This is a genomic window from Bradyrhizobium sp. 23 (genome assembly GCF_023073295.1).
GTDB lineage: Bacteria > Pseudomonadota > Alphaproteobacteria > Rhizobiales > Xanthobacteraceae > Bradyrhizobium > Bradyrhizobium canariense_D.
Genome location: NZ_JADPJF010000037.1, coordinates 418,075 through 437,547 on the forward strand (window position 1 = coordinate 418,075; position 19,473 = coordinate 437,547).

The window sequence follows — 19,473 nt, forward strand, 5'->3', positions numbered from 1 at the left end:
GTTCCGGCATAGGGATTGCAACGAAAGTCGGTGCTTTCGAGCGCCAAGAAGGCAACAGGCAAAGCCGTTCTCGGGGACGAAGAACGCCTTGGCCTGAATTTAAGAAAATGCGGCTCGCGAGCGGACGAGCGGTGACCCAGAAGCGGGTGCCGCGGGACGCCCAAGGTGCGCCGAAGATGGCGGTGAGGCAGCTTGCCGCATGGAGAGGACGAGAACATGAACGGGTCGCAAGTCGAGCGCGGAAACATCGTGGCAGAACAACTGTCGGCGACGGTCGCCTCGAAAACGACCGATCCGATTCAGGAACACAATTCACGGCCGCCGGCCGTAGGCCTGTACGATCCGAGCCTGGAAAAAGATTCCTGCGGCGTCGGCTTCATCGCCAACATCAAGGGCCAGAAGTCGCACGAGATCGTCGCGGACGCGCTCAGCATCCTCTGTAACCTCGAGCACCGCGGCGCCGTCGGCGCCGACCCGCGCGCCGGTGACGGCGCCGGCATTCTGGTGCAGATCCCGCATGCTTTCTTCAGCCGCAAGGCGAAGGAGCTCGGCTTCGTGCTGCCCAATCCGGGCGAATACGCCATCGGCGCGTTGTTCATGCCGCGCGACACTGCCTGGCGCAACGTCATCAAGAGCATCATCGCCGACCAGATCAAGGAAGAGGGCCTGACGCTGCTCGGCTGGCGCGACGTGCCAACCGACAATTCCTCGCTCGGCGTCACCGTAAAGCCGACCGAGCCCGCCTGCATGCAGGTGTTCATTGGCCGCAACGGCACCGCCAAGACCGAGGACGATTTCGAGCGCCGGCTTTACATCCTGCGCAAGTCGATCTCGCAAGCGATCTATCAGCGCCGCGACCGCGGCCTCGCCGGCTACTATCCGTGCTCGATGTCCTGCCGCACCGTGATCTACAAGGGCATGTTCCTCGCCGACCAGCTCGGCAAGTACTATCCCGATTTGCACGAGAAGGATTTCGAGAGCGCGCTGGCGCTCGTGCACCAGCGTTTCTCGACCAACACCTTCCCGGCGTGGTCGCTGGCGCATCCCTACCGCATGATCGCGCATAATGGCGAGATCAACACGCTGCGCGGCAACGTCAACTGGATGGCGGCGCGCCAGGCCTCGGTGAGCTCCGAGCTGTACGGCAAGGACATCAACCGGCTCTGGCCGATCTCCTACGAAGGCCAGTCGGACACCGCCTGCTTCGACAACGCACTCGAATTCCTGGTGCAGGGCGGCTACTCGCTGCCGCACGCCGTCATGATGATGATTCCGGAGGCGTGGGCCGGCAATCCCTTGATGGATGAGAAGCGCCGCGCCTTCTACGAATATCATGCAGCCCTGATGGAGCCGTGGGACGGCCCCGCCGCGATCGCCTTCACCGACGGCCGCCAGATCGGTGCCACGCTGGACCGCAACGGCCTTCGGCCGGCGCGCTATCTCGTCACCAAGGACGACCGCATCGTGATGGCGTCCGAGATGGGCGTGCTGACGATTCCCGAGGACCAGATCATCACCAAGTGGCGCTTGCAGCCCGGCAAGATGCTGCTGGTCGACCTCGAGCAGGGCCGCCTCATCCCCGACGACGAGATCAAGGCCGAGCTCGCAAGGAGCCATCCCTACACGGAGTGGCTGGAGCGGACCCAGATCGTGCTGGAAGAGCTGCCGAAGGTGCCGACCACCGGCGTGCGCTCCAACCTGTCGCTGCTCGATCGCCAGCAGGCGTTCGGCTACAGCCAGGAAGACATCACCATCCTGATGACGCCGATGGCCTCCACCGGCGAGGAAGCCGCAGGCTCGATGGGCAACGACACGCCGATCTCGGCGCTGTCGGCCAAGGCCAAGCCGCTGTTCACCTACTTCAAGCAGAACTTTGCGCAGGTCACCAATCCGCCGATCGATCCGATCCGCGAGGAGCTGGTGATGAGCCTCGTCTCCATCATCGGACCGCGGCCGAACCTGTTCGACCTGCAAGGCCTAGCCACTACCAAGCGCCTCGAAGCGCGCCAGCCGATCCTGACCGACGCGGACCTCGAAAAGATCCGCTCAATCTCCGAGGTCGCCGAGTCGCACTTCAAGTCGCGCACGCTGGACACCACCTTCCACGCCGGCCTCGGCGCGGCCGGCATGGACCAGGTGCTGGACGAGCTCTGCGCGCGCGCCGAGAGCGCGGTGCGCGAGGGCGTCAACATCATCATCCTGTCCGACCGCATGGTCGGCACCGACCGGGTTCCGATCCCGTCGCTGCTGGCCTGCGCCGCCGTGCATCATCATCTGATCCGCACCGGATTGCGCACTTCGGTCGGCCTCGTCGTCGAATCCGGCGAGCCGCGCGAAGTGCATCACTTCGCCTGTCTCGCCGGCTACGGCGCGGAAGCGATCAATCCGTATCTGGCGTTCGAGACCATCATCGCGATGAAGGACCGCCTGCCCGGCTCGCTCGACGACTACGAGATCGTCAAGCGCTACATCAAGTCGATCGGCAAGGGCCTGCTCAAGGTGATGTCCAAGATGGGCATCTCGACCTACCAGTCCTATTGCGGCGCGCAGATCTTTGACGCCATTGGCCTGAAGGCGGAATTCGTCGGAAAATTCTTCGCGGGCACGCACACCCGCGTCGAGGGCGTCGGTCTTGGCGAGATCGCCGAAGAGGCGGTGCGCCGTCATGCCGACGCGTTCGGCGACGCGCTCGTGTACAAGACCTCGCTCGATGTCGGCGGCGAATATGCCTATCGCAGCCGCGGCGAGGACCATGCATGGACCGCCGAGTCGGTGGGGCTGCTCCAGCACGCCGCGCGCGGCAATTCGCTGGAACGCTACCGCGCCTTCGCGAAGATCCTCAACGAGCAGTCGGAGCGTCTCCTGACGCTGCGCGGCCTGTTCCGGATCAAGAATGCGGACGAAGAGAAGCGCAAGCCGGTACCGCTCGACCAGGTCGAGCCGGCCAAGGACATCGTCAAGCGTTTCGCCACCGGCGCGATGAGCTTCGGCTCGATCTCGCGCGAGGCGCACACCACGCTCGCGATCGCCATGAACCGGATCGGCGGCAAGTCGAACACCGGCGAAGGCGGCGAGGAAGCCGACCGCTTCAAGCCGATGCCGAACGGTGACAGCATGCGCTCGGCAATCAAGCAGGTCGCCTCGGGCCGCTTCGGCGTCACCACGGAGTATCTCGTCAACTCCGACATGATGCAGATCAAGATGGCGCAGGGTGCAAAACCCGGCGAAGGCGGCCAGTTGCCCGGCCACAAGGTCGATGCCACCATCGCAAAGGTCCGGCATTCGACGCCGGGCGTCGGCCTGATCTCGCCGCCACCGCACCACGACATCTACTCGATCGAGGATCTGGCGCAGCTCATCTACGACCTCAAGAACGTCAACCCGGACGGCGCGGTCTCGGTCAAGCTCGTCTCGGAGATCGGCGTCGGAACCGTAGCCGCGGGCGTCGCCAAGGCGCGCGCCGACCATGTCACCATCGCGGGCTTCGAGGGCGGCACCGGCGCTTCGCCGCTGACCTCGATCAAGCACGCCGGCTCGCCGTGGGAGATCGGCCTCGCCGAAACCCACCAGACGCTGGTGCGCGAGCGGCTGCGCAGCCGCATCGTGGTCCAGGTCGACGGCGGTTTCCGCACCGGCCGCGACGTCGTGATCGGCGCGCTGCTCGGCGCCGACGAGTTCGGCTTCGCCACCGCGCCCCTGATCGCGGCCGGCTGCATCATGATGCGCAAGTGCCATCTCAACACCTGCCCGGTCGGCGTCGCGACCCAGGACCCCGTCCTGCGCAAGCGCTTCACCGGCCAGCCCGAGCATGTGATCAACTACTTCTTCTTCGTCGCCGAGGAGGTCCGCGAGATCATGGCCTCGCTCGGCTTCCGCAGCTTCAACGAGATGATCGGCCAGGTGCAGCTGCTCGACCAGACCAAGCTGGTCGCGCACTGGAAGGCCAAGGGGCTCGATTTCTCCAAGCTCTTCGTCAAGCAGAAGGAAGAGAAGGGCCAGAAGATCTATCACTCCGAGCGCCAGAACCATCATCTGGAAGCGGTGCTCGACCGCACGCTGATCGAGCAGGCGACGCCTGCGCTCGACCGCGGTGCGCCGGTGAAGATCGAGGCCAAGATCAACAGCACCAACCGCTCCGCGGGCGCGATGCTGTCGGGTGCGGTCGCCAAGATCTACGGCCATGCCGGCCTGCCGCATGAGACCATCCATGTCAGCCTCAAGGGCACCGCCGGCCAGGCCTTCGGCGCCTGGCTGGCGCAAGGCGTCACCTTCGAGCTCGAAGGCGAAGCCAACGACTATGTCGGCAAGGGCCTCTCGGGCGGCAAGATCATCGTCAAGCCGCCGGCCAACAGCGGCATCGTGCCGGAAGAGAGCATCATCGTCGGCAACACCGTGATGTACGGCGCCATTCAAGGCGAGTGCTACTTCCGAGGCATCGCCGGCGAGCGTTTTGCCGTGCGCAATTCCGGCGCCGTGGCGGTGGTCGAGGGCGCCGGCGACCATTGCTGCGAATACATGACCGGCGGCATCGTGGTCGTGCTCGGCAAGACCGGACGCAACTTCGCGGCCGGCATGTCCGGCGGCATCGCCTATGTGCTGGACGAGACCGGCGACTTCGACAGGCTGTGCAACATGGCGATGGTCGAGCTCGAGCCGGTGCTGTCGGAAGAGCTGATCAACGCCGGCACCTATCACCACTCCGGTGACCTCGAAGCGCACGGCCGGGTCGACGTGTTCAAGGACCTGCTCGCCTCCGACGTCGAGCGGCTGCACGTCCTGATCACGCGCCATGCGAAGGCGACAGGCTCCAGGCGCGCCGCCGACATCCTGGCCAACTGGAAGGACTGGCTGCCAAAATTCCGCAAGGTGATGCCGGTCGAATACCGGCGCGCGCTGCGCGAGATGGCCGCCAACGCGGACGCCGAGCCGAAAATCGCGATCGGGGCGTAAGAAATATCAGCGCCCGTCATTGCGAGCGTAGCGAAGCAATCCAGACTTTCTCCTCGGATGCAGACTGGATTGCTTCGAAGCTCACGCTCCTCGCAATGACGACGAGAGAGAAACACAACGAATTTAAGCGGCAGGGACTTCGGGTTTAATGGGCAAGATCACGGGTTTTCTCGAAATCGAACGGCATGACCGCAAGTACACCCCGGTCGCCGAGCGCGTGAAGCATTTCCACGAGTTCGTCGTTCCCCTCTCCGAGAAGGAAACGCGCGACCAGGCCGCGCGCTGCATGAATTGCGGCATTCCCTATTGCCACGGCACCGGCTCGGTCTCGCCCGGCACGCCCGGCTGCCCGGTCAACAACCAGATCCCGGACTGGAACGACCTCGTCTATCAGGGCAACTGGGAAGAAGCCTCGCGCAATCTGCACTCGACCAACAATTTCCCGGAGTTCACGGGGCGCATCTGCCCGGCGCCGTGTGAGGCGTCCTGCACGCTCAACATCGACGACAACCCCGTCACCATCAAGACCATCGAATGCGCGATCGTCGATCGCGCCTGGGACAATGGCTGGCTGAAGCCCGAAATCGCCGCCCATAAGACCGGCAAGAAGGTCGCGGTGATCGGCTCCGGTCCGGCCGGCATGGCCTGCGCGCAGCAGCTCGCGCGCGCCGGCCACGACGTGCATCTGTTCGAGAAGTTCGCCAAGGCCGGCGGCCTGCTGCGCTACGGCATCCCCGACTTCAAGATGGAGAAGGGCATCATCGACCGCCGCGTCGCGCAGATGGAAGGCGAAGGCGTCACCTTCCATTACAACAGCCATGTCGGCGCCGACGGCAATGTCGACCCACGCGAGATGCTCAACGAGTACGATGCCGTGGCGCTGACCGGCGGCGCCGAAGCCCCGCGCGACCTCCCGATTCCCGGCCGCGACCTTGCCGGCATCCACTATGCCATGGACTTTCTGCCGCAACAGAACCGCCGCGTGTCGGAGGAACCGTTGAACGGCGTCCAGGAGATTTTGGCCGGTGGCAAGCATGTCGTCGTCATCGGCGGCGGCGACACCGGATCCGATTGCATCGGCACCTCGCTGCGCCAGGGCGCGCTCTCCGTGACCCAGCTCGAGATCATGCCCGCCCCGCCGGAGCACGAGAACAAGGGCCTCACCTGGCCGAACTGGCCGCTGAAGATGCGGACGTCCTCCAGCCAGGCCGAAGGCGCGATCCGCGAATTCGCCGTGCTGACGCAGAAGTTCACCGGCGAGAACGGCAAGGTCAAGAAGCTGCACTGCGTGCGCGTCGACGACAAGTTCAAGCCGATCGCCGGCACCGAGTTCGAACTCGACGCCGACCTCGTCCTGCTCGCGATGGGCTTCGTCCATCCCGTGCACGAGGGCCTGCTCAAGATGCTCTCGGTCGAGCTCGACCCCCGCGGCAACGTCAAGGCCAACACGCTGGACTATCAGACCTCACGCCCCAACGTGTTCACCGCCGGCGACATGCGCCGCGGCCAGTCGCTGGTGGTCTGGGCCATCCGCGAGGGCCGGCTGTGTGCCCGGTCGATCGATACGTTCCTGATGGGGAAGACGGATCTGCCGCGGTAGTTGCTTGGCTCGCTGTCAGATTTACAAACGGTGTCATCGCCCGCGAAAGCGGGCGATCCAGTATTCCGAAACAGTTGTGATTTACCGAGAAGCCGCGGCGTACTGGATGCCCCGCCTTCGCGGGGCATGACGGCGGAGTAGATGGCGAGAGCGACGGGGCCTTAGCCCAAGACGTGCGGAAAGTGCTGTGCGTCCCACTCGTCAAGCCGGAACAGCACCTTACCGTATTCGAGAAGCTTGTCGTTCGGCCGATAGGGACGCGCCGAAACTTCGACGTCCGAGGCTACTTCACTGGGCATCAGGTGAAAGTGGTCGTTGGTCTCGCTCAGGGCGAGCAGTTCCTTGACGAGAAGGTCTCGGCCTTCGGGATTGAGCCATAGCTCGAATACTCCAGCCGAGTTGATGTCCAAAGTAATCCGAGCCGCCACGGGGCCTCCCCTCTAATTCTGCAACCTCACCCCGACCATCACCACCGTCGCCTGCGAGCTTGACCCCGGCTGGTTCGAATCCAGGATGTCGTGGCGGAGCGTGCCCTTGATCCAGATGTTGCGGTTGAGCTTGTAGATCAGATTGCTTTCGAACGAGTAGGTCTTGTCGTTACGATTCTGGCCCTGATAGTCGTAGGTGCCGTAGGTGAATTTGCCCACTGCCGTAAGCCAGCGGCGGAAATCGTGATCGACTTCGACCCCGTAGGTGTGCACCAGCACGCCGGAGGAGCCGGGGACGGTGGTCTCGGCGATCTGGGTGTCGGTGGCGAATTTCACCGTGGTGAGGCCGCTTGCACTCCAGATCAGCGAGCCCGAGGTCAGGAAGCCCGCGAGCTGGCTCAGGCGCGGGTCGACATAGTTGCGCGCGGAATAGCCGACCGAGACCTCGCCGATGAGGATCCGCGAGAACTCGAAGGACGTGCCGACCTTGGCGTAGCCGCCGTTCGAATCGCGGAAATAGCCGTTGCGGTCGGCGGCCAGGTCATGGACGCGGGTGTCGCCCTGGATCTCGACGAATGGCTTCAGCCCCGGCTTGAGATCGTAGGAGAAGCGTCCGACGCCGCCATACTGGTTGAAGTCGCGATCGTCGTTGCTGAAGGTCGAGCCGTCGGTCAGTTTTGAGTTGGTGTAGGCGGTGCGATCGACAGTGGCGCCGGCCGCGATCTGGAAGCGGTTGAAGCTCTGGTCGAAGCCGACGGTCGTGCCATAGGCGGCATAAACAGGATATTTTTGCAGGCCGGCCTGCACGTTCGGGCTGCCGGGATTGTCGGTGGCGAGCCGCAGGCGCAGCTGCGTGGTCAGCTTGAGATCGCGATTGACGTCGAGGCGGCCGTCGACATGGCCGTTGAAGTCGGGGCGGTCGACCTCGACCGGCGAAGGCGAGGCAAAGCCGTCGATCGTCGCCGGCATGTTGTTGGTGTAGCCCGAGAACGAGCCGCGCAGATCCGCGACCAGCGCGTGGCGCTCCCAATCGGACGCCACGAGGAGATCGGGTGCAACCACATAGGCCGGCGAGCCGACCGGCTTGTTCAGACGCGCCGGATTGGTGTCGTAACCGGTGGAGAGCTCGAGCCCGCCCTTGATCAGGAAACTGCCGGCATAGTCGCCGACCGCGCCGAACGCATCGTCATCGGCCTTGAGGCGGCGGCGTAGCGGCTGGCCGGGCACGGTGCCCGCCATCGCCGCCGGCACGGGCGCCTTGTTGGCGGAGGCGGACGGGGGCGGCGCGATCTTCGGCGAACCGAGCGTGGATGGCGGCGGCGTAGTGGTCGGCGCCCGCGAGCCGGGACCAGCAGGGCGCTTCGGCTTGGGCTGACCCGGATAGAACTTCGGCTGCTGCCGCTTGCGGTTCAGCGAGTCGTAGCCGGAGCTGCTCGCACCGTTGGCGGCCGGCAGGCCATAGGTCGGGACCTGGCTGGTCGCGTTTTGGTTCGTCGGGTTCTGCCATGGGCGCGCCGGCGTCTGCTGGCGCTTGCGAAAGTCGGAGTTGGGATCGGGCAGCGCCGGCAGCGCATCCGACGGTGCCTGCGGAACGCCCGCGGTGCGGCGCGTCGGCAGCGTGTCGGGCGAAGCGAAGCCACCGCGGTTGGGACTGAACAGGTCGGGGGTGAGGCTCTGGGCGGCCACGGGGGCGCTTCCGAGGACCGTCAGCGCAAAGCACGGCAAAGCCGCGCGCAGGAAATGCGCGCGTTTGCTCCGGCTCGTGCCTGGAGACGACCCCACGATGGAAGAACTCCAACGAAATCAAACACTTTCGCGATTGTCCCCACCGATCGGCGGGAACTATCGTTAATGGAGTTAAAACAATTATGGTTAACGACCGGTTGAGGGTCGGGTCGGGCTCGTCGCCTCGAAGGCCGCGGCGTGTTAAGCAGGCGCCAACGGGCGAAGGCCCCTCCTCCTGGACCAGAACATGCCGAGTTCGAAACCGCTGATGACCCAATCATCCGGCCCCATTCCCGACAGCGTCGAATCCGCACTCCGCACGCTGGAAACGGAGAGCGGCGGTATCAACGCGCTCGCCGCCGCCCTGCGCGGCCCGCTTGGCGCGAGCTTCGCCCAGGCGGTCGATCTGATCCGCAACGCGAAGGGCCGCGTCATCGTCACCGGGCTCGGCAAGTCGGGCCATATGGGCCGCAAGATCGCGGCAACGTTGGCCTCGACCGGCACGCCCGCCTTCTTCGTGCACACCGCCGAAGCCGCCCATGGCGACCTCGGCATGATTACCACCGACGACGTCATCATGGCGCTGTCCTGGTCCGGCGAGCAGCCGGAGATGAAGACTCTCGTGAACTATTCCGCAAGATTCGCAATCCCGATGATCGCGGTGACGTCGAACGCGGCATCCTCGCTGGGACAAGCGGCCGACGTCGTGATCGAGCTGCCGAAGGCGCGCGAGGCCTGCCCGCACAATCTGGCGCCGACCACCTCGACCCTGATGCAGGCCGCGATAGGCGATGCGCTTGCGATCGCGCTGCTCGAAGGCCGCGGCTTCACCGCGCTGGAGTTCGCGCATTTCCACCCCGGCGGCAAGTTAGGGGCGATGCTGAAATTCGTCCGCGACTACATGCGCACCGGTGCGGAAATCCCGGTCAAGCCGCTCGGCACCAAGATGTCGGACGCGGTGATGGAGATGTCCGCCAAGGGTTTGGGGTGCGTCTGCATCGTCAACGAGGCGAACGAGGCTCTCGGCATCATCACCGACGGCGATCTGCGCCGCCACATGCGGCCCGACCTGCTGACGGCGTCGGTCGACGACGTCATGACCAGGCAGCCGAAAACCGTACCGCCCTCGATGCTGGCCACCGAGATGATCGAGGTGCTCAACACCCGCAAGATCACGACGCTGGTCGTGACCGAGGCGGACAAGGTGGTGGGCATCGTGCACCTGCACGATCTGCTGCGGGCAGGCGTGGCGTAGGGAGCCACTCACCGTCATTGCGAGCGCAGCGAAACATCCAGAGTGCCACCGCGGAAAGACTCTGGATTGCTTCGCTACGCTCGCAACGACGGCGGCTAGAGCGGCGCAGGAAATCTTGCCGCCGTCTCCTCCAGCGGCAACCGCAGTCCGTTCGCCAGATACGAGACCGTGCGGTAGAAGCCGCACAGCAGCATGATCTCCAGGATCTGCGCCTCGTCGTAATGCGCCGACAGCGCAGCGAACTCAGCGTCGTCAAACGTCGCGCTGTGATGCAGCGCGTCGACGGCGGCGATCAGCGTCTGCTCGGCCGGGGACCAGCACGACGACGCCGCATCACCCTGCACGGTGGCGCGCACTTCCTCCTCGGTGAGTTTCGCCGGCCCGGCAAAGACCGCGACATGCACGCCCCATTCATATTCGCATTTGTTCAGCGCGCAGGTGCGGTCGATCACGATCTCGCGCTGGCGCAGCGACAGCGGTCCGGGATCGAGCAAGCCGCCGGCGCGAAACTTGTCCCAGGCGCGGGTGTGGCCCGCCATGACCCGGAACAGCAGCAGTGGCGGCGCGCCGCGCATGATGCGGTCGAACTGGGCCTGGATCTCCGGGGGATAAGGCGGGGTGAGCGGGGCAATGCGCGCTGTGACCGGGGACATTGGCCGCCTCTCTTGCTACATTTAACGTAGCATGAAGCTACACTATTTGTAGCACCGCGCAAGGGGGCGACGATGGCGAAACAGACCACTTCGAGATCGCGCGGCGTCCGTGGCCCGCGCAGCGGGCGGCCGATCATGGTGCTGCTCGACCTCCTCGGACGACGCTGGAGCCTGCGAATCCTGTGGGAGCTGCGCGACGCCCCCCTCACCTCGCGCGCATTGCGCACCGCCTGCGACGAGGCCTCGCCGACGGTGCTGCAGGCGCGGCTGGACGATTTGCGCGAGGCCGGGTTCGTGGAGCTCGGCGAAGCCGGCGGTTACGCGCTGACGGCGCTCGGGCGGGACTTGTGCGAGACGTTCATGCCGCTGCATAGGTTTGCGGAGCGGTGGCGCAGCAAGAGCGGCGCGTAAGTCTGGCGATGCCGTCCCGACTAGCTCGTCATTGCGAGCGAAGCGAAGCAATCCAGAATCTTTCCACCGGCAGCAGTCTGGATTGCTTCGCTGCGCTCGCAATGACGGTGGACTAAGCCGCCGCCACCGTCAGATTCGCGCCGTCCACTTGCACCACCTTCACACGCGTGCCCGCCGGCGTATCGGGACCTGCGACGCGCCAGACGGTGTCGCCGATGCGCATGGTGCCGTTGCCGTCGACGATCGGCTTCTCCAGCGTGAACTCGCGGCCGAGCAGCGCATCCGCGCGCTTGTTGAGGAAGGGGCTGGCGGCAATTGCATCCGGCTTCGGCCGGGCGAGCCGACGCCAAACCGGCACGGCGGCGGCGGCGAAGATCGCGAACATCACGAGCTGGATCTGCCAGGATATCGCCACTCCGAACGAGATCAGCCCGACCAGCAGCGCGGCGAGCCCGAGCCAGAACAGGAAGACTCCCGGCGCCAGCACCTCCAGCGCCATCAGGATGAAGCCGAAGATCAGCCAGTTCCAGGTGCCGAGCGATACGAACATGTCGGTCATGACACGACCTCTTTGAAATGGCGCATGCCCTTGTCGGAAAACCGGTGTCCACTTTTCCGGGGCATGCGCTTTACCCCTGCCGCGGCGGCACCGCCGGGGGCGTGCTCCCAGTCGTCGGCACCGAACCGCGACGAGCGGCGGCAGCGGCGGATGCAGCACTCTCGCCGAACGTCGCCTTGGCGATCTCGCCGATGCCGGCGAGCGAGCCGAGCATGCTGGTGGCCTCGATCGGCAGCATGATGATCTTCTGGTTCGGCGAGTCCGCAAACTGCCCGAACGCCTTGATATATTTGTCGGCGATAAAGTAGTTCAGCGCCGCGACGTCGCCCTTGGCAATGGCTTCACTGACCATCTGCGTCGCCTTGGCCTCAGCTTCCGCCGACCGCTCGCGTGCTTCGGCGTCGCGGAAGGCGGCCTCGCGGCGACCTTCCGCCTGGAGGATCTGGCCCTGCTTGGCACCCTCTGCGCGCAGGATCTCGGACTGGCGTGCACCTTCGGCCTGAAGGATGTCGGCGCGTTTGACGCGCTCGGCCTTCATCTGTCGGCCCATGGCTTCGACGAGGTCCGCCGGCGGCACAATGTCCTTGATCTCGATACGATTGACCTTGAGGCCCCAGGGCGAGACGGCGGCATCGACTACACGCAGCAGGCGCTCGTTGATTTCGTCGCGGTGCGACAACACCTGGTCGAGATCCATCGAGCCCATCACCGAACGGATGTTGGTCATGGTCAGCACGGTGACGGCTTGGGTCAGGTTAGAGACCTCGTAGCTCGCCTTGGCGGCATCGAACACCTGAAAGAAGGCGACGCCGTCGACCGTCACGGTGGCGTTGTCCTTGGTGATCACCTCCTGCTCGGGAATGTCGATCACCTGCTCCATCATGTTGATCTTGCGTCCGACGCGATCGAAATAGGGCACGATCAGATTGAGCCCGGGGCTCAGCGTCTGGGTGTATTTGCCGAACCGCTCGATGGTCCAGTCATAGCCCTGCGGCACCGTCTTCACGCCGGCCACCAGCGTGACGATGACGAGCAAGACCAGAACAATCGCGAAAATGTCGAAACCGCTCATATTTCCTCCAAGGCGGAAAAGATTGGCGGGAAAAGGCCTTTTCCGCGCTGTCATTGGTCGGGATCACGACCCCAAGGGTTCAGTAAAGTATTCAGTAAAGAGTTCAGAAGGATTCAAGGCTCAGCGGTCGTGCCTGATTTCGGCATCGGTAGGATTCTACACAAGACACCGGGAGAGGGAATGGTCGCGATTATGTATTTGCGAGGCGCTCTTGAAAGCGTGCTGGCGCACACCTAGCGACGACGTTAACGAATCCGGCGGTCGCAGCCAAATCCTACTCGATGACCTCGTTCGCGGTTGCGAGCAGGCTTGGCGGAAGCGTGACGCCGATCGCCTTGGCCGTCTTCAAGTTGATCGCCAGCTCGAACGTGGTCGGATTCTGGACCGGCAAGTCGGCCGCTCGCGCACCCTTCAGGATGCGATCGATATAGGTGGCGGCGCGGCGGAGCTGCTCGGCGCTGTCGGTGCTGTAGGACATCAAGCCACCCTCGTCGACGAAGGTCCGGCTCCAGAACACCGCCGGCACGCGCGCTTCATTGATGGCTGCCAGGAGAAGCGCACGGTTGGACATGGTGAAGAAATCCGGCAGCACCAGCAGGCCGCCGTCTTTCCGCAAGGCCAGGGCGGCGATCGAGGCCGTGTCATGGACCGGCGCGGGCACCACCGTCACATCGAGCGCGCGGCCGGCGTCTTCGATCGTCCGCAGCATCAGCGGCGCGAACGGCGCGGTGGCGGGATTGTAGACGACGGAAACGCGTGACGGCTTTGGCACGACCTGCGTAAGCATCTCCAGCCATTTGCCGGCCAGCGGGCCGTCGTAATCGGTGAAGCCGGTGATATTGCCGCCGGGATGGGCGAGATTCTGGACAAAGCCCTGGCTGACAGGATCGGTGACGACGGCGAAAACGATCGGGATCGTCGTCGTGCGCTGGCGCAGCTCCTCCACTGAGGGCGTGCCGACCGCAAGCAGGATGTCGGGCTTGAGCGCCACGAGTTCGTCGGCGAGTTGCGCGATCCGCGCGCGGTCGCCGCCGCCGTTGCGCCAATCGATCTCAAGGCTGCCGTCCTCCTTCCAGCCATGGCCGGCAAGCGCCTCGACCAGGACCGCGCTACGCGTCTGCCCGATCGCATCGTCCGCCGCAGTGACCGAGAGCACGCCGAGCCGGCGCGTCGCATTCGCTTGCGCCAGCACCGAGGCCGGCAGCATCGTGGTCACCCCAAGAAGCGCCAGAACCTCGCGGCGGTTCATGGGGCGCTCCTCGGATCCAGGCTCACTATATCCAGCCCTGGAGCTCGCGCAGCACCAGCGTTCGGATCACATCCATGCCGGGGTCGCTGTCGTTGAGGCAGGGGATCGCGGAAAACTGCTCCCCGCCATTGTGCTTGAAGATCTCGGCATTCTCCTGCGCGATCTCCTCCAGCGTCTCCAGGCAGTCGGCGGAAAAACCCGGCGTGATCACCGCGATACGGCGCACGCCCTCTTTCGCCAGACGCTCCATGGTCTTGTCAGTGTAGGGCTGCAGCCACTCGTCGAATCCGAAGCGCGACTGGAAGGTCAGCAGCAGCTTTGTCTCGTCCATGCCGAGCCGGCGCCGCAGCGCCTCGGTGGTCGCCACACATTGGTCCTGATAGGGGTCGCCCTTGTCGACATAGGCCTTCGGCATGCCGTGGAAGGAGGCGACGATCAGCTCTGGCTTGAACGACAGGCTCACCAGATGCGTCTCGATCGAGGTGGCGAGCGCCTCGATATAGGCTTCGTCCTCGTAGTAAGACGGCGTCACCCGCAGCGTCGGCTGCGCGCGCAGCCGCGCAAGCACGCGAAACACCTCATCGCAGACGGTGGCCGACGTCGCGGCGGAATATTGCGGATAGAGGGGGACGGCAAGAATGCGATCGCAGCCCTTCGCAATCAGCGCATCGACGCCCGACTTGATCGAGGGATTGCCGTAGCGCATAGCCCATTCCACCGTGACCTGGTCGCGGTCCGACAGCATGGCTCCGAGCTTGTCGCTCTGCGAGCGCGTGATGGTCTTGAGCGGCGACTCGTTCTTCTCGGTGTTCCAGATCTTGAGATAATCGCGCGCCTTGGCGCGGGGGCGGGTGCGCAGGATGATGCCGTTCAGCACCAGCTTCCAGATCAAGCCCTGATCCTCGATGACGCGGGCGTCCGAGAGGAACTCCTTCAGATAGACCCGCACGCCGCGCGCGTCGGCGGTATCGGGCGTGCCGAGATTGACCAGGAGTACGCCGACGCGCGGCTGGCCGGACTGAGGCAGCGGCTTCGTGGTCTTGAGAGGGGCTAGGGTTGTCATGCTCGTTGGGTCGCGCGTTGCCCCGAGCTTGTCAAGATCAGGCCGGTTTCGCTAGGGTCGCACCGAGGCGGGGGAGGAAAGATGACACTCGCGGAATGGTGCGTCTCCGGAGCGTTGCTGCTCTATTTGGTGACGATCGTCTCGGTCAAATGGATCAGGTTTCGCGGGTTCGACAATTCACGCCCGCGCGATCCCGCCTTCTACGAAGAGGCCATCGCGCAGCGCGCGCTCGGCGCCCACCAGAATGGTATCGAGACCTTTCCGTTCTTCGCCTTCGCGGTGCTGCTGGCCGAATTCCGGGACTCGCCGCAGCGGATGATCGACGAGCTCGCGGTGCTGTTCCTGATCGTACGGATCGCCTATGTGCTGACCTATCTCGGGAACCGCCCGACGCTGCGCTCCATCCTCTGGAGCATCGGCTTTGCGATCAATCTCGGGATCTTCTTCATGCCGGCGTTGAAGCAGTTCTTGCCGGTGTGACTCTCCCTTTGTGGGAGAAGGTGGCGCGAAGCGCCGGATGAGGGGTTCTATCGGCGAACGCAGCTGCAAGAGGATCGCTCGCGGAGACAACCCCTCACCCGTCTCGCCGCTACGCGGCGAGCCACCCTCGCCCACAAGGGGAGAGGGAAAAACTCAGAAACACGTCGTCCGTTCGGCCGCGATGTAACCCAACAACAGGCCTGCACCGAACAGCAGCACGAGGCCGGCGGCGGCGAATTCGATGCCGCGCATGAACAGCGCGCCGTTGCCGTCGCGTCCGGCGCTCAGGCGGGCGGCGATGTCCTTGGCGGAGACGGCGACCACGGCAATGACCGCGACGGTGATCGCGGTGCCGAGCCCCATCAGCAGAGTTGCGGCGATGCCGGCCCAGAACAGGCCTTGGGCCAACGCGAACACCAGCACCAGGATCGCGCCCGAACAGGGACGGATGCCGACGGTCAGGATCGCGGTAAAGCCGCGTCCCCAGCCTCCGAGGCCGGCGAGCTCGCTCGGCATGGGGCCGTGGGAATGGCCGCAATGCTCGTCATGGACGTGGTGATGCGCGTGGTGATGATGGGCGTGCGCATGATCGTGACGATGATGATCATGCGCATCATGATGGTGGTGACCGTGATCATGATGGTCATGCGGCACGCCCGCGATCGCCGACACCGGCTGAACCGCCTGCAGCGCACGGATGAAGGTACGGCCCTTGACCCAGACCAGGCGCAGGCCGAAAAGCGCGATCAGGGCGTAGCTTGCGATCTCGATCGCGCCTTCCGCCTTGCACATGGTCCTGGCGGTCGCATTCAGCACCCAGGCCGAGATACCGACGATCAGGATCGCCACCAGCGACTGCATCAACGCGGATGCAAACGACAGCACGATGCCGCGCCTGACAGTCTCGCGATTGGCGACGAGATAGGAGGCGATCACCGCCTTGCCGTGGCCGGGCCCTGCGGCGTGGAAGATGCCGTAGGCAAAGGAGATGACGAGCAGCGTCCACACCGCCGAGCCGTCGGACTTGGCGGCGCGAATGGTCGCCGACATCTGGCGATAAAATTCCGATTGTTTTGCCAAGAGCCAGCCGATGAGGCCACTGGCCTCAGGCTCAGCCGCCCGCGCGGGTCTTGGTGCGCCAAACGGGTTCTGCGCGACGAGTTCGTGGAGGGCCGCGTCGGCCACGCCCGCAACCAGCAGAACGGCGGCACAGGTGAGCAGCCCACGTGCGAGCGGGGAGAGTTTCGACTTCAAGGGCAATCCACCGTGATCTTGTTGGCGAACATCATGCCGAAATTGGAGTTCTCGCCGTTCATGAAGGTCTGCTCGTTGAGCTTCTGCGCACTCGCGGTGCCGTCGCTCGGCCGCTCAAGTTTCATCTGGCAGCCGGCGGGCGCGCCGACCAGCTTGATCGGGTTGTCCTTGGCCATCTGGAAGTCAATGAAGAAGGAGCGGTCGAACACTTCGAGCATCAATTGCTTGGACCTGACCGGATTCTTCAGCGGCAGCGTGAAGTGCAGGGTCAGGACCGTATCCTTGTAGTCGAGGAAGTAGTCGACCGGCTCCTGGAATCGCTCCTTCTTGCCGTCGGCTCGCGCGAAGGTGAAGTAGGCATATTCCTTCAGCGACTCGACATTGGTCTGCGCCAGCGGTCCGAGCTCCTCGCGGGTATAGACGCCCTTGGTCTTGCTCTCGAGCCCCTGCACGGCATAGGCCGAGAACATGTCGTCAAACGTCCAGGCGTGGCGCACGCCGGTGATGGTGCCGTCCGCGGCATAGAGCAACTCGCTGGTCGCGGTGATCCAGACATGCGGGTGCGCCTGCGCCGCCCCGGCCACAAAGGTGAGGCCAGCGGCGAGCAGCAGCCCGAGCAGGGCGCGCACGCCCATCAGGCCGCCTTCGGGGCGTCAAGCAGACCTCGGCGACGCAGCAGCGCATCGGGCTCCGGCGGGCGGCCGCGGAAGGCCTCATAGGCGGCTTCCGGATCGACCGATCCGCCGCTCGAGTAGATGTCGTCGTGCAGGCGTTTTGCGACGGCGGGATCGAAGATGTCGCCGGCTTCCTCGAATGCGCCGAAGGCGTCGGCGTCCATCACCTCCGACCACATGTAGCTGTAATAGCCGGCGGCATAATGATCGCCGGTGAAGATGTGACCGAATTGCGTCGGACGGTGACGCAGCGAGATCTCCTCGGGCATGCCGATCTTCTCCAGCTCGCGTCTCTCGAAGGCGCGGACGTCCTGCGCGGCGGAGGCCGGCTGGGTGTGGAATTCGAGATCGATCAGCGCCGAGGAGACGAACTCGACCGTGGCGAAACCCTGGTTGAATTTTCGCGCGGCCAGGAACCGTTGCAGCAGATCGTCCGGCAGCGGCTCGCCGGTCTGGTAGTGGCGGGCAAACTTTTGCAGCACCTCGGGCCGCTCCTGCCAATGCTCGTACAGCTGGGAGGGCAATTCGACGAAGTCGGTGAACACGGAGGTGCCCGACAGCGACGGATAGGTCACGTTGGAGAGCATGCCGTGCAGGCCATGGCCGAACTCGTGGAACAGGGTGCGGGCATCGTCGGGCGACAGCAGCGAGGGTTCCCCGTCCGCGCCCTTGGAGAAGTTGCAGATGTTGAGGATCAGCGGCGCGACCTCGCCGTCGAGCTTCTGCTGGTCGCGCAGCGAGGTCATCCAGGCGCCGGAGCGCTTCGACGGCCGGGCGAAGTAATCGCCATAGAACAGCGCCTTGTGCTTGCCGTCCCGCCCCTTCATCTCCCAGACCCGGACGTCCGGATGCCAGACCGGCACGTTCTTGCGCTCCTCGAAAGTGACGCCGAACAGGCGCGTGGCACAGTCGAAGGCGGCGGCGATCATGTGATCGAGCGCGAGATACGGCTTGATCGCGGCGTCGTCGAAATTGGCGCGCTGAAGGCGCAGCTTTTCGGCATAGAAGCGCCAGTCCCAGGGGGCGAGCTTGAAATTGCCGCCCTCCTCCGTGATCAGCGCCTGCATGTCGTCGCGGTCGGCGAGCGCCCGCGCCCGGGCCGGCTTCCAGACCCGCTCCAGAAGGCCGCGCACCGCTTCCGGCGTCTTGGCCATGGAATCCTCGAGCCGGTAGGCCGCGAAGGTCGGATAACCCAGGAGATTGGCGCTCTCCTCGCGCAGCTTCAGGACCTCGACGATGGTCGCGTTGTTGTCGTTGGCATTGCCGTTGTCGCCCCGCGCGGTGAAGGCCTTGTAGACCTTCTCGCGCAGGTCACGCCGGGCCGAGCTCTTCAGGAACTGTTCGACCGAGGAGCGCGACAGGGTGACGATGGCCTTGCCGGCCATGCCGCGTTCTTCCGCCGCAGCCTTGGCGCTGGCGACAAAACTCTCCGGCAGGCCCTGGCGGTCGGCTTCGCCGAGCTCCATGAACCATTCCTGCTCGTCGCCGAGCAGATGATGACTGAAGCTGGTGCCGAGCTGGGCGAGTCTCTCGTTGATCTCCGCCATCCGCGTCTTGGCCTCTTCGGAGAGGCCGGCGCCGGAGCGGTGGAAGCGGGTGTAGGTGCGCTCGAGCAGGCGGAGCTGTTCCGGTGTCAGACCGAGATTGGCGCGGTTCTCGTGTAGCTGGGCAATGCGGCCAAACAGCACGGCGTTCATCATGATCGGATTCCAGTGCCGCGCCATCCGCAAGGAAACCTCCTTGTCGATCTCCAGAATGGCCGGGTTGGAATGCGCCGAGACGAGGTCGTAGAAGACCGACGCGACCTTGCTGAGCAGCTTGCCCGAGCGCTCCAGCGCCGTGATGGTGTTGGCGAAGTCGGGCGCGGTCGGGTCGTTGGTGATCGCTGCGATCTCGGCGGAGTGGTCGGCGAAGGCCTGCTCGAAGGCCGGGAGGAAGTGCTCCGGCTTGATTTCGTCGAAGGGCGGGGTCGCAAACGGCGTCACCCACGCCTTCAGCAGCGGGTTGGTCTCGGAGTCCGTAGTTTGGCGGGGTTCTGACATTACAAGTCCCGATTTGTGGCTCGATTGTTGCGGCCAGCTATAGCACGCGATAGGGCTT

Annotated in this window: 15 protein-coding genes; 5 read left to right on the forward strand and 10 right to left on the reverse strand. The window is 64.7% G+C overall.

Annotated elements, in window-relative coordinates; translation table 11 throughout:
* The first annotated feature begins 216 nt into the window (after positions 1 to 216).
* Positions 217 to 4,950 carry a glutamate synthase large subunit gene (gene gltB, locus IVB32_RS08125; protein WP_026232514.1) on the forward strand — a complete coding sequence of 1,578 codons (4,734 nt, stop codon included), beginning with the start codon at positions 217 to 219 and terminating at the stop codon, positions 4,948 to 4,950.
* 148 nt (positions 4,951 to 5,098) lie between these two features.
* Complete coding sequence (locus IVB32_RS08130; RefSeq protein ID WP_018453334.1) at positions 5,099 to 6,550, forward strand: glutamate synthase subunit beta; 1,452 nt, start codon at positions 5,099 to 5,101, stop codon at positions 6,548 to 6,550.
* Positions 6,551 to 6,711: 161 nt separating this feature from the next.
* On the opposite strand, the gene IVB32_RS08135 is transcribed toward IVB32_RS08130, so the two are convergent.
* Together IVB32_RS08135 and IVB32_RS08140 are read right to left on the reverse strand one after the other, a co-directional pair.
* Entirely contained in the window at positions 6,712 to 6,978 is a 267-nt protein-coding gene (locus IVB32_RS08135) for a hypothetical protein (protein ID WP_018453333.1), read from the reverse strand.
* A 12-nt stretch (positions 6,979 to 6,990) separates the two neighbouring features.
* Positions 6,991 to 8,760, reverse strand: coding sequence for an outer membrane beta-barrel protein (locus tag IVB32_RS08140; protein WP_247299314.1), 1,770 nt, complete (start codon positions 8,758 to 8,760; stop codon positions 6,991 to 6,993).
* Positions 8,761 to 8,950: 190 nt separating this feature from the next.
* Between IVB32_RS08140 and IVB32_RS08145 the strand changes: the two genes are divergently transcribed.
* Positions 8,951 to 9,958: a KpsF/GutQ family sugar-phosphate isomerase gene (locus tag IVB32_RS08145; protein ID WP_166520846.1), complete on the forward strand. Its 1,008-nt coding sequence runs from the start codon at positions 8,951 to 8,953 to the stop codon at positions 9,956 to 9,958.
* A gap of 95 nt (positions 9,959 to 10,053) precedes the next feature.
* On the opposite strand, the gene IVB32_RS08150 is transcribed toward IVB32_RS08145, so the two are convergent.
* The gene (locus IVB32_RS08150; RefSeq protein WP_018453330.1) at positions 10,054 to 10,611 is read right to left on the reverse strand and encodes a carboxymuconolactone decarboxylase family protein; all 558 of its coding nucleotides are present in this window, start codon (positions 10,609 to 10,611) and stop codon (positions 10,054 to 10,056) included.
* 72 nt (positions 10,612 to 10,683) lie between these two features.
* On the opposite strand from IVB32_RS08150, the gene IVB32_RS08155 reads away from it, so the two are divergent.
* Positions 10,684 to 11,022, forward strand: a complete 339-nt coding sequence (locus tag IVB32_RS08155) for a helix-turn-helix domain-containing protein (RefSeq protein ID WP_204512442.1) — start codon at positions 10,684 to 10,686, stop codon at positions 11,020 to 11,022.
* A 112-nt stretch (positions 11,023 to 11,134) separates the two neighbouring features.
* On the opposite strand, the gene IVB32_RS08160 is transcribed toward IVB32_RS08155, so the two are convergent.
* The 4 genes from IVB32_RS08160 to hemH all read right to left on the reverse strand — a co-directional run bounded on the left by IVB32_RS08160 (position 11,135) and on the right by hemH (position 14,965).
* The gene (locus IVB32_RS08160) at positions 11,135 to 11,581 is read right to left on the reverse strand and encodes an NfeD family protein (protein WP_007597152.1); all 447 of its coding nucleotides are present in this window, start codon (positions 11,579 to 11,581) and stop codon (positions 11,135 to 11,137) included.
* 70 nt (positions 11,582 to 11,651) lie between these two features.
* A complete protein-coding gene (locus tag IVB32_RS08165; protein WP_007615156.1) occupies positions 11,652 to 12,653 on the reverse strand; it encodes an SPFH domain-containing protein in 1,002 nt (333 codons plus the stop codon).
* Between the two features lie 274 nt (positions 12,654 to 12,927).
* Positions 12,928 to 13,902, reverse strand: coding sequence for an ABC transporter substrate-binding protein (locus tag IVB32_RS08170; protein ID WP_018453328.1), 975 nt, complete (start codon positions 13,900 to 13,902; stop codon positions 12,928 to 12,930).
* A gap of 25 nt (positions 13,903 to 13,927) precedes the next feature.
* Complete coding sequence (gene hemH, locus IVB32_RS08175; protein WP_018453327.1) at positions 13,928 to 14,965, reverse strand: ferrochelatase; 1,038 nt, start codon at positions 14,963 to 14,965, stop codon at positions 13,928 to 13,930.
* Positions 14,966 to 15,046: 81 nt separating this feature from the next.
* On the opposite strand from hemH, the gene IVB32_RS08180 reads away from it, so the two are divergent.
* Positions 15,047 to 15,445, forward strand: coding sequence for an MAPEG family protein (locus tag IVB32_RS08180; RefSeq protein WP_018453326.1), 399 nt, complete (start codon positions 15,047 to 15,049; stop codon positions 15,443 to 15,445).
* A 153-nt stretch (positions 15,446 to 15,598) separates the two neighbouring features.
* Here IVB32_RS08180 and IVB32_RS08185 read toward each other — a convergent pair whose 3' ends face one another.
* The 3 genes from IVB32_RS08185 to IVB32_RS08195 are packed head-to-tail and all read right to left on the reverse strand — an operon-like array spanning position 15,599 to position 19,415.
* Positions 15,599 to 16,699: a nickel/cobalt transporter gene (locus IVB32_RS08185; RefSeq protein WP_018453325.1), complete on the reverse strand. Its 1,101-nt coding sequence runs from the start codon at positions 16,697 to 16,699 to the stop codon at positions 15,599 to 15,601.
* Positions 16,696 to 17,334, reverse strand: a complete 639-nt coding sequence (locus IVB32_RS08190; protein ID WP_247299312.1) for a DUF1007 family protein — start codon at positions 17,332 to 17,334, stop codon at positions 16,696 to 16,698. The genes IVB32_RS08185 and IVB32_RS08190 overlap by 4 nt, the downstream gene beginning before the upstream one ends.
* Positions 17,334 to 19,415: a M3 family metallopeptidase gene (locus tag IVB32_RS08195; RefSeq protein WP_018453323.1), complete on the reverse strand. Its 2,082-nt coding sequence runs from the start codon at positions 19,413 to 19,415 to the stop codon at positions 17,334 to 17,336. Before IVB32_RS08195 ends, IVB32_RS08190 begins: the two co-directional genes overlap by 1 nt.
* Positions 19,416 to 19,473: the final 58 nt, after the last annotated feature.

Coding starts and splice junctions, on each gene's coding strand:
- gltB (WP_026232514.1), top strand. CDS start 217: ATGAACGGGTCGCAAGTCGAGCGCGGAAACATCGTGGCAGAACAACTG.
- IVB32_RS08130 (WP_018453334.1), top strand. CDS start 5,099: ATGGGCAAGATCACGGGTTTTCTCGAAATCGAACGGCATGACCGCAAG.
- IVB32_RS08145 (WP_166520846.1), top strand. CDS start 8,951: ATGCCGAGTTCGAAACCGCTGATGACCCAATCATCCGGCCCCATTCCC.
- IVB32_RS08150 (WP_018453330.1), bottom strand. CDS start 10,611: ATGTCCCCGGTCACAGCGCGCATTGCCCCGCTCACCCCGCCTTATCCC.
- IVB32_RS08155 (WP_204512442.1), top strand. CDS start 10,684: ATGGCGAAACAGACCACTTCGAGATCGCGCGGCGTCCGTGGCCCGCGC.
- IVB32_RS08160 (WP_007597152.1), bottom strand. CDS start 11,581: ATGACCGACATGTTCGTATCGCTCGGCACCTGGAACTGGCTGATCTTC.
- IVB32_RS08165 (WP_007615156.1), bottom strand. CDS start 12,653: ATGAGCGGTTTCGACATTTTCGCGATTGTTCTGGTCTTGCTCGTCATC.
- IVB32_RS08170 (WP_018453328.1), bottom strand. CDS start 13,902: ATGAACCGCCGCGAGGTTCTGGCGCTTCTTGGGGTGACCACGATGCTG.
- hemH (WP_018453327.1), bottom strand. CDS start 14,965: ATGACAACCCTAGCCCCTCTCAAGACCACGAAGCCGCTGCCTCAGTCC.
- IVB32_RS08180 (WP_018453326.1), top strand. CDS start 15,047: ATGACACTCGCGGAATGGTGCGTCTCCGGAGCGTTGCTGCTCTATTTG.
- IVB32_RS08190 (WP_247299312.1), bottom strand. CDS start 17,334: ATGGGCGTGCGCGCCCTGCTCGGGCTGCTGCTCGCCGCTGGCCTCACC.
- IVB32_RS08195 (WP_018453323.1), bottom strand. CDS start 19,415: ATGTCAGAACCCCGCCAAACTACGGACTCCGAGACCAACCCGCTGCTG.